Origin of the sequence: Segatella copri (genome assembly GCF_019127135.1) — a bacterium.
GTDB lineage: Bacteria > Bacteroidota > Bacteroidia > Bacteroidales > Bacteroidaceae > Prevotella.
The window spans coordinates 44607-58011 of the sequence record NZ_JAHOEA010000014.1 but is presented as its reverse complement, the minus strand read 5'-3'; the positions used below and the strand labels follow the sequence as shown (position 1 = coordinate 58011).

Annotated in this window: 13 protein-coding genes; 10 read left to right on the top strand and 3 right to left on the bottom strand. The window is 44.0% G+C overall.

Annotated features, from left to right (window positions below):
- Positions 1-210 precede the first annotated feature (210 nt).
- The 4 genes from serC (at position 211) to KSW37_RS05795 (ending at position 4362) form a co-directional block, all read left to right on the top strand.
- Positions 211-1281 carry a 3-phosphoserine/phosphohydroxythreonine transaminase gene (gene serC, locus KSW37_RS05810; RefSeq protein WP_217313611.1) on the top strand — a complete coding sequence of 357 codons (1071 nt, stop codon included), beginning with the start codon at positions 211-213 and terminating at the stop codon, positions 1279-1281.
- A 137-nt stretch (positions 1282-1418) separates the two neighbouring features.
- Positions 1419-2336 (top strand): NAD(P)-dependent oxidoreductase, encoded by a 918-nt coding sequence (locus KSW37_RS05805; RefSeq protein WP_217313610.1) that lies wholly within the window; start codon positions 1419-1421, stop codon positions 2334-2336.
- 104 nt (positions 2337-2440) lie between these two features.
- Complete coding sequence (locus KSW37_RS05800; RefSeq protein ID WP_117727968.1) at positions 2441-3775, top strand: DUF1015 domain-containing protein; 1335 nt, start codon at positions 2441-2443, stop codon at positions 3773-3775.
- Positions 3775-4362, top strand: a complete 588-nt coding sequence (locus KSW37_RS05795; protein WP_006849028.1) for an IMPACT family protein — start codon at positions 3775-3777, stop codon at positions 4360-4362. Before KSW37_RS05800 ends, KSW37_RS05795 begins: the two co-directional genes overlap by 1 nt.
- Positions 4363-4456: 94 nt before the next feature.
- Here the strand turns inward: KSW37_RS05795 and uvrB are convergent, their stop codons facing one another.
- Positions 4457-6502, bottom strand: coding sequence for an excinuclease ABC subunit UvrB (uvrB, locus tag KSW37_RS05790; protein WP_217313609.1), 2046 nt, complete (start codon positions 6500-6502; stop codon positions 4457-4459).
- A gap of 158 nt (positions 6503-6660) precedes the next feature.
- On the opposite strand from uvrB, the gene KSW37_RS05785 reads away from it, so the two are divergent.
- From KSW37_RS05785 to KSW37_RS05765, 5 genes are all read left to right on the top strand, one after another.
- Positions 6661-7527, top strand: coding sequence for an outer membrane protein assembly factor BamD (locus KSW37_RS05785; RefSeq protein WP_217313608.1), 867 nt, complete (start codon positions 6661-6663; stop codon positions 7525-7527).
- Positions 7528-7582: 55 nt separating this feature from the next.
- On the top strand, positions 7583-7933 hold the full coding sequence (locus tag KSW37_RS05780) for a DNA-directed RNA polymerase subunit omega (protein WP_117586749.1): 351 nt from the start codon (positions 7583-7585) through the stop codon (positions 7931-7933).
- Between the two features lie 14 nt (positions 7934-7947).
- Positions 7948-8415 carry a DUF4293 domain-containing protein gene (locus KSW37_RS05775; protein ID WP_117586750.1) on the top strand — a complete coding sequence of 156 codons (468 nt, stop codon included), beginning with the start codon at positions 7948-7950 and terminating at the stop codon, positions 8413-8415.
- Between the two features lie 139 nt (positions 8416-8554).
- Positions 8555-9085, top strand: a complete 531-nt coding sequence (locus KSW37_RS05770; RefSeq protein WP_118064442.1) for a 30S ribosomal protein S16 — start codon at positions 8555-8557, stop codon at positions 9083-9085.
- Between the two features lie 91 nt (positions 9086-9176).
- The gene (locus tag KSW37_RS05765; protein ID WP_217313607.1) at positions 9177-10661 is read left to right on the top strand and encodes a hypothetical protein; all 1485 of its coding nucleotides are present in this window, start codon (positions 9177-9179) and stop codon (positions 10659-10661) included.
- 195 nt (positions 10662-10856) lie between these two features.
- Here the strand turns inward: KSW37_RS05765 and KSW37_RS05760 are convergent, their stop codons facing one another.
- Together KSW37_RS05760 and KSW37_RS05755 are read right to left on the bottom strand one after the other, a co-directional pair.
- Positions 10857-11870, bottom strand: coding sequence for a GGGtGRT protein (locus KSW37_RS05760; protein ID WP_089543362.1), 1014 nt, complete (start codon positions 11868-11870; stop codon positions 10857-10859).
- A gap of 15 nt (positions 11871-11885) precedes the next feature.
- Positions 11886-12587, bottom strand: a complete 702-nt coding sequence (locus KSW37_RS05755; RefSeq protein ID WP_006849036.1) for an iron-sulfur cluster assembly scaffold protein — start codon at positions 12585-12587, stop codon at positions 11886-11888.
- A gap of 241 nt (positions 12588-12828) precedes the next feature.
- Here KSW37_RS05755 and KSW37_RS05750 point away from each other — a divergent pair, with 241 nt between their 5' ends.
- Positions 12829-13338 carry a DMP19 family protein gene (locus KSW37_RS05750; RefSeq protein ID WP_217313606.1) on the top strand — a complete coding sequence of 170 codons (510 nt, stop codon included), beginning with the start codon at positions 12829-12831 and terminating at the stop codon, positions 13336-13338.
- Positions 13339-13405 lie beyond the last annotated feature (67 nt).

Sequence of the window (13405 nt, the reverse complement as noted above, 5' to 3'; positions counted from 1 at the left end):
TATTATACTAAAATGACTAACATAATGAAAGAAATCTGCGCAAAACGCTAAAAATGTGCAGAAAAATTTGGTAGTTTCAAATAAAAAGTGTAATTTCGCAGTCGTAAATACAATCCAAAGGTTTACTATGTATCCTATATGGGTGTATTGTGCATTAATTTTTCCTGCTAACAGGATTATATCGTATAAAACTTAAATAATTATACAAAGATGAAGAAGTACAATTTTAACGCAGGTCCATCAATGCTTCCACGCGAAGTGATTGAGAACACAGCAAAGCAGATTTTGGATTTTAATGGTTCAGGTCTTTCATTGATGGAAATCAGCCACCGTGCTAAGGATTTCCAGCCAGTAGTTGATGAGGCAGTCTCCTTATTCAAGGAGCTTCTTGACATTCCTGAGGGTTATTCCGTAATCTTCCTTGGTGGTGGTGCATCATTGCAGTTTATGCAGATTCCAGCAAACTTCCTCATCAAGAAGGCTGCCTACATTAATTCTGGCACTTGGGCTAAGAAGGCAATGAAAGAGGCAAAGCATTTTGGTGAGGTCGTGGAGATCGCATCATCGTCCGACGCCAATTTCACTTTCTATCCACAGGTTCCTAACACTGTACCAGCCGATTGTGATTACTTGCATTTGACAAGCAACAATACTATATATGGTACTGAACTCCGTGTTGATCCAGATGTAAACGTACCATTGATTTCTGATATGTCTTCAGATATCATGAGCCGTCCAGTAGATGTTTCTAAGTATACTGCCATCTATGCAGGTGCTCAGAAGAATCTTTCTATGGCTGGTGTTACTGTTATCATCGTAAAGGATGATATGCTCGGCAAGGCTCCTCGCGAGCTTCCTACTATGCTCGATTATCGTACTCACGTAGAGAAGGGCAGTATGTTCAATACTCCTCCTGTTGTTCCTATCTATACCTTGATGGAGAATCTCCGCTGGTTGAAGGCTAATGGTGGTGTTGAGGCTGCTGACAAGCGAGCTCACGAACGTGCAGAAGTTCTTTATGCTGAAATCGACCGCAACAAACTCTTCAAGGGTACTGTTGAAGAAGCATCCCGTTCTTTGATGAACATCTGCTTCGTGATGAACGATGAGTACAAGGAGTTGGAGAAGCCATTCCTCGACTTCGCTACAGAGCGTGGCATGGTAGGTATCAAGGGTCACCGCTCAGTGGGTGGTTTCCGTGCCAGCTGCTACAATGCACAGACCATGGAGGGTGTTCAGGCACTCGTCAAGGCCATGCAGGATTTTGAAGCTAAGTATTAACATTGAACATTGAACTTGGAACTTTGAACTTTATGATTACTCCAAAGATTATATATCTATGTATAATCTGGAAATATTGAAAAAGCAAATCATAAAGTTCAAAGTTCAAGGCTCAAAGTTCCAAGTAAAATCGTAATATGAAAGTATTAGTTGCAACAGAAAAGCCATTCGCAGCGGCTGCTGTGGACGGCATTAAGAAAGAAATAGAGGGAGCAGGCAACGAACTTGTCTTGCTCGAAAAGTATACAGAAAAAGCACAGCTTCTCGATGCAGTGAAGGATGTGGACGCGATGATTATCCGTTCTGACAAGGCTGATGCCGAGGTGCTTGATGCAGCAAAGAACCTGAAGATTATCGTTCGTGCTGGTGCAGGTTATGATAACATCGACCTGGCTGCTGCTACTGCTCATAATGTAGTGGCTGAGAATACTCCTGGTCAGAACTCTAACGCAGTAGCTGAGTTGGTATTCGGCTTGTTGGTTTACACCGTTCGTAATTTCTACAACGGCAAGGCTGGTTCTGAGTTGAAGGGCAAGAAACTGGGTATTCTTGCTTTCGGTAATGTTGGTCGAAATGTGGCTCGCATCGCCAAGGGATTTGGCATGGAGGTAGCTGCTTACGATGCATTCTGCCCAGCTGATGTTATCGAGGCTGCCGGTGTGCATGCTGTAAAGTCACAGGATGAGTTGTTCCAGACTTGTGACATCGTTTCTCTTCATATCCCTGCTACTCCAGAGACTATCAAGAGCATCGACTACAAGACCGTAAACCAGTTGCCTAAGGGTGGCATCCTCATCAATACAGCGCGTAAGGAAGTTATCAATGAGCCTGAGCTCCTGAAACTTCTCACTGAGCGTGAGGACTTGAAGTTCATCACTGATATCAAGCCTGATGCTGATGCAGACTTTGCCAAGTTCGAGGGTAGATACTTCTCAACTCCTAAGAAGATGGGTGCACAGACTGCAGAAGCAAATATCAATGCCGGTATTGCTGCAGCTAAGCAGATTAATGCGTTCTTTAAGGATGGATGCACTAAGTTCCAGGTAAATAAGTAATTATTCTTCCCATACATATAGCTCATGAAGGGTGCTTTTTCACAGAAGCACTCTTGATGGGCTTTTCATGTTTTTATTAAACTAGTCAATTTAAACGAAATATTATGGCAATAGTAAAACCTTTTAAGGGAGTAAGACCTCCTAAAAATCTCGTTGAGCAAGTTGAGTCTCGTCCTTACGATGTTCTCAATTCTGAGGAAGCACGTGCCGAGGCTGGCGATAACGAGAAGAGCCTTTATCATATTATTAAACCTGAAATCAATTTCGAACCAGGTACTTCTGAGTACGATCCTCGCGTTTATGAAAGCGCTGCAGAGAACTTCAGAAAGTTCCAGGAGAATGGCTGGTTGAAACAGGATGATAAGGAACAGTATTATATCTATGCACAGACGATGAACGGCAAGACTCAGTATGGTCTTGTGGTAGGTGCGTATGTAAACGACTATATGACGGGTGTCATCAAGAAACATGAGCTGACACGCCGCGATAAGGAAGAAGACCGTATGAAGCATGTGCGTGTATGCAATGCCAATATCGAACCAGTATTCTTCGCTTATCCTGATAATGAGGTGCTAAACGAACTTCTGATGCGTTATGCAGCAACAACGCCGGAATATGATTTCATTGCTCCAATTGATGGTTTCCGTCATCAGTTCTGGGTTGTAAGCGATGATCAGGATATTGCCACAATTACAGCGGAATTTGCCAAGATGCCTAGCCTTTATATTGCTGACGGTCATCACCGTTCTGCAGCAGCAGCTCTGGTAGGTGCAGAAAAAGCTAAGCAGAATCCTAATCATACAGGTAAGGAGGAATATAACTACTTTATGGCAGTTTGTTTCCAGGCAAGTCAGCTTACCATTCTCGATTATAACCGAGTTGTGAAGGATTTGAATGGTCTGACTTCTGATCAGTTCCTCGATGCTTTGACAAAGAACTTCGAGGTGATAGATATTGATGCAATCAATGTGAATGTATCTGGTGATGAAGAGGGCATACCTTGCTATGAAAAGATGGCTATTGATGATGCTATCAGCCAGTTTGGCTTGGATATTCTGAAACCAGCAGCTCTCCATTCTTTCCTCCTGTATCTGGATGGTAAATGGTATGGTTTGTTTGCCAAGCCAGGAACCTACGACGATGCAGATCCAATCGGCGTGCTCGATGTGGATATTTCATCTCGTCTGATTCTTGATGAAATCCTGGGTATCAAGGATTTACGTTCTGATAAGCGCATCGACTTTGTTGGTGGTCTTCGCGGTCTCGGTGAGTTGAAGCGTCGTGTGGATAGCGGTGAGATGAAGATGGCACTTGCTTTGCATCCGGTTTCTATGCAGCAGATTATGGATATCGCTGACAGTGGTAAGATTATGCCACCTAAGGCAACATGGTTTGAACCTAAGTTGCGCAGCGGTTTGATTATTCACAAGTTGGATTAATGATAGACGAATTTAAGACTATATCAGATACGATAGGCGAGGGATATTACACCGAGAAAAGGAGTAAGTTTCTCGCCTTTGCTCACCATGTTACAACTGTTGACGAGGTGAAGGAAATTGTTGCCGGGTACCGTAAGAAATATTACGATGCCCGACATTGTTGTTATGCATATATGCTAGGTCCTGAACGGACAGAGTTCCGTGCCAATGATGATGGCGAACCTTCTTCTACGGCAGGAAAACCAATCCTCGGCCAAATCACGAAATCAGAATTGACGGATATTTTAATTGTCGTCATCCGATATTTCGGAGGAGTGAAATTGGGAACCAGCGGACTCATTGTTGCCTATCGTGAAGCTGCCATTGATGCGCTGGCTCATTGCGAGGAGGTTACGCAACAGATAGAGGAAATCGTAACCTATGATTTTACTTATCCGATGATGAATGATGTGATGAGGATTGTAAAAGATATGAATCCGCGTATCTTGGATCAGACTTTCGATAATACTTGCAGCATCAAACTTTCTATCAGAAAGAGCGAGGCTGAGCAGTTACGTTCCCGTCTGAAAAAGCTGTCGTTTGAATAGCAGATAGACAGATGAATAACTGCTGGGTAAATAAAAAGAGGGTGAATCATTAATTTATGATACACCCTCTTTTTGATGGTTATTTCTTTTGAATTTATCCCTTTTCTTCCAATTCCTTCTGCAATCGGATGATTTCATCGCGATATTGGGCAGCTTGCATGAAGTCGAGGTCTTTGGCAGCTTGCTTCATCAATGCCGTAGTATTGGCAATGCTCTTCTCCAGTTCTTCCTTGCTCATACTGCGCACGATAGGATCGGCAACGAAGGCAGCACTTTCCGGTTCCACGTAGACGCGAGGCTTAGAACCCTCGGCTCCCATCGGAACAATCTTTGCTCCCTCTTCCTTGCTAGTAGGCAGAGCTGAGGTTATTGCCTTCACAATCTGTTTTGGTGTAATGCCATGGTCTGCATTGTATTTCAACTGGATGCTTCGGCGGCGGGCAGTCTCATCTATCGTTTTCTGCATGCTGTCTGTGATGTTGTCTGCATACATGATTACCTTTCCGTTCACGTTTCGGGCTGCACGGCCAGCTGTCTGGGTCAGAGAACGGTGACTGCGCAGGAACCCTTCCTTATCTGCATCGAGAATAGCTACGAGCGAAACTTCTGGCAAGTCGAGTCCTTCTCGTAACAGGTTGACACCCACCAGCACATCGTAGACACCAGCACGTAGGTCGTTCATAATCTTTACTCGGTCTAAGGTTGCCACATCACTGTGGATATAGGCAGCCTTTACATTGTGATTGAGCAGGAACTCAGTGAGTTCTTCTGCCATACGCTTTGTAAGAGTCGTAATCAGAACTCGCTCGTTGCGGTGTGTTCTTGTTAATATTTCATCCAGAAGATCATCTATCTGGTTCTCACTTGGACGGACTTCGATTTCCGGATCCAGGAGTCCTGTAGGACGAATCAGCTGTTCTACAACCACGCCTTCGGCTTCTCTCAATTCATAGTCTGCCGGAGTTGCACTTACGTAGATGGCCTGCGGAATGAGATCATGAAATTCCTCGAACTTCAGCGGACGGTTGTCGAAGGCAGCAGGCAAACGGAAACCATATTCTACCAGGTTCTTCTTTCGTGCCCGGTCGCCTCCATACATGGCACCAATCTGCGGGATGCTCACATGGCTCTCGTCAACCACAAGCAGGAAATCTTTAGGGAAGAAATCGAGCAGGCAATACGGGCGTTCGCCTTCATGTCTGCCATCGAAATAACGGGAATAGTTCTCAATGCCCGAACAGTGGCCTAATTCCTTGATCATTTCCATATCATATTCTACACGTTCCTTGATGCGCTGTGCCTTGATTCCATCTCCAATACTCTTGAAGAATTCTACCTGTTTAACCAGATCGTCCTGAATTCTGCGAATAGCACTTTCCTGCTGTTCTTTTGATGTTACGAAAAGGTTGGCTGGATAAATCTCGTAATCTTCGAACGAGGCAAGGCGGTGATAAGTGAGCGAATCCACTTCTTCGATACTGTCAATCTCATCGTCCCACCATGTTATGCGCAAAACATGATCGCTGTAAGCCATAAAGATGTCAACCGTTTCGCCTTTCACTCTAAAGTTGCCACGTTGCAGTTCTATGTCATTTCTAACGTAAAGTGCATCAACGAGTTTCCTCAGAAATTCATTTCTGTCGAGTCGCTGCCCGCGATGAATCTTGATGATGTTCTCCTGCATCGCCACAGGTCCGCCCATACCATAGATGCACGATACGGATGAGACAACGATGACATCCTTTCTGCCCGAGAGAAGGGCAGAAACAGCACCGAGTCGCAACTTGTCTATTTCATCATTGATGGCGAGGTCTTTTTCTATATATGTATCAGTAGTTGGCAGATAAGCTTCCGGCTGATAATAGTCGTAGTATGAAACATAATATTCTACAGCGTTCTCAGGGAAGAAACCCTTCATCTCCTGATACAGTTGGGCGGCAAGAGTCTTGTTGTGGCTCAAGATGAGCGTAGGCTTCCCCACGTTGGCAATCACGTTTGCCACCGTAAAGGTCTTACCCGAGCCGGTTACACCCAACAACACCTGTGCAGGGTCTCCTTCAAGCACCCCCTCTGTGAGTTGCCTGATGGCTTGCGGTTGGTCGCCAGTCGGCTTATATTTTGATGTAATCTTAAAATCCATTTTCTTCCTGATTTCTTCTCAAAAGTTCTGTTTCAAGGTGCAAAATTACAAAAAAAACGCCATTAATCGTTATAAAGATTAATTTTTTACGAAAAAATGTATCTTTTCTTTTGATAATAAGTAAATTATGAGTAACTTTGCAGTTCAAAATGAGAATTATGAAGAAATTGACTCTTATCGCATCGTGTGTTGCATTGCTCTTGTCAAGCTGTGCCCACGAATATAACCAGGTATTGAAATCTGGCGATTATACTTATAAGTATGAGTACGCCAAGCAGAGCTATGCTCAGGGCAAGTATTCCCGTGCCATTCCTCTTCTGCAGGAACTGGTAACGATGAAGAAAGGTTCTACCGAGGGTGAGGAATGTTTGTACATGCTGGCTATGGCCGAGTATGGTATGAAGGATTATGAGACTGCTGCAGAGTATTTCAAGAAGTATTACTCTTCTTATCCTAAAGGCGAGTTTGCAGAAAATGCAAAGTACTTTGTAGGAGAGAGTTTGTATCAGAATGCTCCGGAGCCTCGTCTAGACCAGAGTACTACGATTACAGCCATCGCAGCCTTCCAGGAGTTCCTGGATCTTTATCCTGATGCCCGACTCAAGCAGCAGGCAACAAACCGCCTTTTCGCTCTTCAGGATCTCTTGGTTGAGAAGGAGTATAAGAGTGCCAAGCTCTATTTTGATATGGGCACCTATTTCGGCAACTGTACAAACGGAGGTAATAACTATGAGGCTTGTATCGTAACTGCACAGAATGCGCTTAAGGATTATCCTTACAGTAACCGACGCGAGGAGTTTGCATCGCTCATCATGAAAGGCAAATATGAACTGGCTAAGATGAGTGTCGAGAAAAAGCAGCTGGAGCGCTACCAGGATGCTGAGGACGAGTGTTATGGCTTTATCAACGAATATCCTGATTCAAAGGATCGCGCACTTGCCGAGAAGTATATCGAGAAGTGCAAGCTGTATGAGAAAGAGCATCCGGAGACAGCTCTCGACCAACTTGGCAATAATGCCAATTAAAAAGTATATATATATAATAAGGTAAAAACAATATAATAATAATAGTACTATAATTATGGATTTCAAAAAATCAAAGGCACCAGTAAACACAGTAACTCGCAACATTATGGATCTCTGCGATGATACCCATAATATCTACGAGAGCGTAGCTATCATTGCAAAGCGCGCTAATCAGATTTCTATCGAAATCAAGCAGGAGTTGAGTAAGAAACTTCAGGAGTTTGCTTCTTACAACGATTCTTTGGAGGAAGTTTTTGAGAACCGCGAACAGATTGAAATCTCTCGCTACTACGAGAAGTTGCCAAAGCCAACTTTGCTCGCTACAGAAGAGTTTATTGAGAACAATATTTATTGGCGCGATCCAACCAAGACATCTGCGCCAATGGTTCACGATAGCGAAATTTAATATTCCAGGGCTATATGATACAGCGTAAACAGACATTATTTCTGCTCTTTGCTGTCATCGCCATTGCTATCTGTCTTTTCCTTCCTGTCGCCAGCATCGCAGCTAAGACGATGGGAGGAGACACTATGGTTTATAACCTCGGAGTGGTAGGGGAGGCAGGAATGCAGATTTCAACTACTTGCGTTCCTCTGTTCCTTCTGCTCGCCGTTTCAGCCATTATTGCATTGGTAAACATCTTTTTGTACAAGAATCTGAAACTTCAGAAATCACTCTGTTCACTTGCCATGCTTTTTGCAGGTTTATGGTATGTAGATTATATCGTGATGTTCATGGGCTTGATTCCTGTTCCTGAAGCAGAAGGAGCGATGAAGTTTCAGTTTGCCGCTTGCCTTCCTTTGGTAGCAATCATATTCGAATGGATGGCAATGAAAGGTGTGAACGATGACATCAAACTCTTGAGAGCAGCAGACCGAATCAGATAAAAAATGCTAAAAAAGCATTTGAATATCGATAAAAGTTTGCTCAATTCAAATAAAAGTAGTAATTTTGCACCCGCTGTCACGAGATGGCAGCATAAAATTCAAACCTCATTATAAATTAAATTAAAATTAAGATTTAAAAATGGCAACAAAAATCAGATTGCAGCGCGGCGGTCGTAAAAACTATGCTTTCTACAGCATCGTAATCGCTGACGTTAGAGCACCACGTGATGGTAAATTTACTGAGAAGATTGGTACTTTCAACCCTAACACCAATCCAGCTACTGTAGATTTGAATTTCGAGCGCGCACTCTACTGGGTAGAGACAGGTGCACAGCCAACAGACACAGTTCGCAACATCCTCAAGGGCGAGGGCGTTTACTTGATGAAGCACCTCAAGGGTGGCGTTAAGAAGGGCGCATTCGACGATGCTGAGGCTCAGAAGCGTTTCGACGCTTGGAAGAATGGCAAGGACGCTAAGATTTCTGCTGTTCGCGAGGGCGATGCTAAGGCAAAGAAGGAAGCTGCTGCTAAGGAGCTCGAGGCTGAGAAGAAGATGAACGAGGCAATCGCTAAGAAGGTAGCTGATAAGAAGGCTGCTGCAGCTGCTGCTGAGGCAGAGGCTAAGGCTGCTGAGGAAGCTCCTGCAGAGGAGGCTCCAGCTGAGGCTTAATCTTCGACAGAATCTTCTTTTGAGATTTTAAAGTATAAAGGTTGAATTTCTCTTTCGGGAAATCCAACCTTTTTTTTTGTTTCTTTTGATTATGGGTGATAAAAAGGAAAACAGTTATTCGCATATTCTGAAATATACAGGATTGTTTGGCAGTGTGCAAGGATTGGGAATTCTTGTAGGAGTTTTGCGCAATAAATTTACGGCGCTCTTCCTCGGACCTTCTGGAATGGGACTGCTGTCTCTTTTCAGCTCAACGATTTCTGTTCTCAGTTCTGCGTGTAATTTCGGCATTCCTACAAGTGGTGTTAAATTTATTTCTGAAAAGGAACATGCTGCAGATGAATCGCAGTCTGAAAAGGCTGATATCGCCGGAGCGGTTCTTCTTGTCCGCACCTATAGTCTGCTTGCTGCATTTTTCGGAGCCATCGTCTGTGTTCTTCTGGGTCCGTTACTCAATGGGTTTACTTTTTCCTGGGGCAATCATACGCTACATTTCATTCTCCTGGCACCAACCATTTTCTTCACGATTCTGGCTGGAGGTGAAACAGCCATTCTGAAAGCTACCGGACAGTTGCGTGCGTTGGCGATGCAGGCAAGTCTTCTGGCTATTCTTCTGCTTTTGGTTTCGGTTCCGGTTTATTGGATATTTGGTGAGAGAGGTATTCTGCCCGTTCTGTTCATTTTGGCATTTATGCAATGGGCTCTGAATTTTCGATATTCCCGACGAGTTGTACGGTGGGGCGTAAATATGCGAAAAATGACGCTAGTTGCAGGTTTTCCACTTTTGCGACTTGGCGGGGCATTTGTACTTTCGGGTTTGATGAATAGCGGATGCGAATTTCTGATTCGTGCCTTTTTGAACCAACAAGGCAATCTGGAAGTTGTCGGACTTTTCAATGCCGGCATAACGATAGTCTTTGTTTATGCGGGAATGGTATTTTCGGTCATGGATCAGGATTTTTATCCCCGTCTCTCTGGCATTTCGGGTTCCAGAAAAAACGAGGAGTCTGTAAAAGAACGCAATCTCTGTGTGAACCGCCAGCTTGAGATGAATGTCCTGTTGTTGGGGCCTATAGTAGCTGCTATCATTTTGGGACTGCCTCTCATTATTCCTATTTTATACAATGCCCAGTTTATGGGGATGCTCCAGATGACTCAGCTTGCTGCTATTGCCATGTTGTTCAAGGCCGTTTATCTTCCGATAGAATATCTCCCGTTGTCAAGGGGAGATTCCAGACTTTTTCTCATTCAGGAAAGTTTTTGTGTTATCTTGCTGATAATCTGTGAAATAGCTGGTTATCAGTTAGATGGATTGAGAGGAGTAGGAGGGGGTATTGCCGTTGCTTATGCCATAGAGACCTTAGCAGTATTGGCTTTCAGCAGAGCCGTTTATGGTTATCGGTTATCCGCTCTTGGTTTCAGATTCAGTATTTTTCAACTCCTGATTCTGCTCCTGGTGTTGTTCCTGGTTTTCATGATCAGTTATCGTGATTGGCTTTATTGGCTGATTGGCGTTATCATTGTACTCATGAGTACATCGTTTAGTTTTAGGAAAATCCGAAAACTGGTTAGATAAAAATAGAAACTCTGTAGGATAAATTATTTTCTCCGAAAGATAAATTTTTATCTCCGAGAAATAAGAAAATATCTCCGAGAGATAATTTTTTTATTCCAGTAAGATATAAAGATTATTTCAGTGGGATAAATAAAGAAAAAGCCTTGAGAATCAGTTGATTCTCAAGGCTTTTATATGTTTTGTATCTCAAAGAAATTACTTCTTGTTGATAGCGAGGTCGATAGCTACGGCGATAGCAACAGTAGCACCTACCATAGGGTTGTTACCCATACCGAGGAAGCCCATCATCTCTACGTGAGCAGGAACTGAAGAAGAACCTGCGAACTGAGCGTCTGAGTGCATACGACCCATAGTATCAGTCATACCGTAAGAAGCAGGACCTGCAGCCATGTTATCTGGGTGCAAAGTACGACCTGTACCACCACCAGAAGCTACAGAGAAGTATGGCTTACCAGCAGCAATACGCTCCTTCTTGTATGTACCAGCTACTGGGTGCTGGAAACGTGTAGGGTTTGTAGAGTTACCTGTGATAGATACGTCTACATCCTCGCTCCAGTTGATAGCAACACCCTCGCGAACGTCGTCAGCGCCATAGCAGTTAACCTTAGCACGTGGACCGTCGCTGTAAGCGATGCGGTTAACAACCTTCAACTCACCTGTATAGTAGTCGAACTTTGTCTGTACGTATGTGAAACCGTTGATGCGGCTGATGATCTGAGCAGCATCCTTACCAAGACCGTTCAAGATAACGCGCAATGGGTTCTTGCGAACCTTGTTTGCCATCTCAGCAATCTTGATAGCACCCTCAGCAGCAGCGAAAGACTCGTGACCTGCCAAGAAAGCGAAGCACTGAGTCTCCTCACGGAGCAAACGAGCAGCCAAGTTACCGTGACCGAGACCAACCTTACGGTCGTCAGCTACAGAACCAGGAATGCAGAATGCCTGCAAACCGATACCGATAGCCTCAGCTGCGTCAGCAGCAGTCTTAGCACCTTTCTTGATAGCGATAGCAGCACCAGCTACATACGCCCACTTAGCGTTCTCGAAGCAGATACGCTGAGTATCTTCACACATCTGATAAGGGTCAACACCTGCGTCCTCGCAGATTTGATTAGCCTCTTCCAAGCTCTGAATACCGTTAGCATTAAGAGCAGCAAGAACCTGCTTCTCGCGACGTTCCTGACTTTCGTAACTTACTTTTCTAATCATATCTGTATCTCCTTATTATTCTTTACGTGGATCAATTGCTTTAACAACACCCTGCTCAGCAGTTGTACGACCGTAGCTACCTGTGAACTTCTTGACAGCCTCGTTAGCGTCCATACCGTTCTTGATAGCTTCCATCATCTTGCCGAGGTGAACATACTCATAACCACAAACCTGGCTGTCCTTATCGAGGAACTGCTTTGTGATGTAACCCTCTGTCAACTCGAGGTAACGTGTACCCTTAGCTACAGTACCATAGAGAGTACCAGTCTGTGAACGAAGACCCTTACCCAAGTCCTCAAGACCTGCACCGATAACGAGACCGCCCTCAGAGAAAGCGCTCTGGCTACGACCATAAACAATCTGGAGGAAGAGCTCGCGCATAGCTGTATTGATAGCATCGCATACGAGGTCAGTGTTCAAAGCCTCAAGAATAGTCTTGCCTGGGAGAATCTCAGAAGCCATAGCAGCTGAGTGAGTCATACCAGTACAACCGATAGTCTCAACAAGAGCCTCCTGAATAACGCCTTCCTTGATGTTCAAAGAGAGCTTGCAAGCACCCTGCTGAGGAGCACACCAACCCACACCGTGAGTATAACCAGAGATGTCTTTGATCTCTTTTGCCTGAATCCATTTTCCCTCTTCAGGAATTGGAGCTGGTCCGTGGTTAGGACCCTTAGCGACAACGCACATGTTGTCTACTTCTTTAGAATAGATCATATTCGCTAAATTTTATATTAATGAATATTATAAGTATAAAGTTCTGTACTTAATTCATATTATTTTGCTGAAACATCGGTGCCATCACCTCAATTCCGAGCACAAAAGTACAAAAAAAATCCGGAAAATACCTAAAATTGGGTATTCTTTTTAACTCTTTAACCTAATATTTAGATTTTTTCTTGGGTTTATGCACAATTTCATGTATCTTTGCAAACTGAAAATTGCAATTTTGTAGATTATGATCGAAGTAAAGATAAACGATGCCAGGCTTCAGCAGGCTGCCGAGGCAGGCATGGATGAATTTGTAAAGGCTTTCGTGGATGCCATCCGCGAAGCGATTGGTGGCGAACTGACAGCCGAGACCATGGCGCAGCTCAACAGCGACCAGATTACTCTTCTGGCTTGGGATATCCTGCATGAGGAGATGATGGATGGCGGAATGGTTCAGCTCATACATAACGGCTATGGTGCTTTCCTCTGGAAGAACCCTACCGACAAGGCGTTTAAAAACTGGGGATTGGCAGAACTCTCCAAGCTTATCAAGAAGAGTCATTTCCTGTATAAGACAAACCATGAGGAGATTGAGCGCGATCTGACCGATGAGGAGTTTATGGCGCTCTACGAGAAATTTCCTGAGTTTGATGATTTTGACGATGAGTTCGTAGAGAACGAAGAGGAGTGGACCAGCAAGGTTGCCTTCTACATCGATGATCATATCGACAATTTCTGCGAAATTGTCAAAAGTTAATAGTTGATAGTTAATAGCGGCTTCGCCGTATGATAGGAATGCCGTATAAACTATAAACTTTAAACTA

Excerpts from the sequence above, each read along its gene's own strand:
- KSW37_RS05775 (WP_117586750.1), top strand. The coding sequence starts at position 7,948 with ATGATACAGCGTAAACAGACATTATTTCTGCTCTTTGCTGTCATCGCC.
- KSW37_RS05770 (WP_118064442.1), top strand. The coding sequence starts at position 8,555 with ATGGCAACAAAAATCAGATTGCAGCGCGGCGGTCGTAAAAACTATGCT.
- KSW37_RS05765 (WP_217313607.1), top strand. The coding sequence starts at position 9,177 with ATGGGTGATAAAAAGGAAAACAGTTATTCGCATATTCTGAAATATACA.
- serC (WP_217313611.1), top strand. The coding sequence starts at position 211 with ATGAAGAAGTACAATTTTAACGCAGGTCCATCAATGCTTCCACGCGAA.
- uvrB (WP_217313609.1), bottom strand. The coding sequence starts at position 6,502 with ATGGATTTTAAGATTACATCAAAATATAAGCCGACTGGCGACCAACCG.
- KSW37_RS05780 (WP_117586749.1), top strand. The coding sequence starts at position 7,583 with ATGGATTTCAAAAAATCAAAGGCACCAGTAAACACAGTAACTCGCAAC.
- KSW37_RS05760 (WP_089543362.1), bottom strand. The coding sequence starts at position 11,870 with ATGATTAGAAAAGTAAGTTACGAAAGTCAGGAACGTCGCGAGAAGCAG.
- KSW37_RS05805 (WP_217313610.1), top strand. The coding sequence starts at position 1,419 with ATGAAAGTATTAGTTGCAACAGAAAAGCCATTCGCAGCGGCTGCTGTG.
- KSW37_RS05800 (WP_117727968.1), top strand. The coding sequence starts at position 2,441 with ATGGCAATAGTAAAACCTTTTAAGGGAGTAAGACCTCCTAAAAATCTC.
- KSW37_RS05795 (WP_006849028.1), top strand. The coding sequence starts at position 3,775 with ATGATAGACGAATTTAAGACTATATCAGATACGATAGGCGAGGGATAT.
- KSW37_RS05755 (WP_006849036.1), bottom strand. The coding sequence starts at position 12,587 with ATGATCTATTCTAAAGAAGTAGACAACATGTGCGTTGTCGCTAAGGGT.
- KSW37_RS05750 (WP_217313606.1), top strand. The coding sequence starts at position 12,829 with ATGATCGAAGTAAAGATAAACGATGCCAGGCTTCAGCAGGCTGCCGAG.
- KSW37_RS05785 (WP_217313608.1), top strand. The coding sequence starts at position 6,661 with ATGAAGAAATTGACTCTTATCGCATCGTGTGTTGCATTGCTCTTGTCA.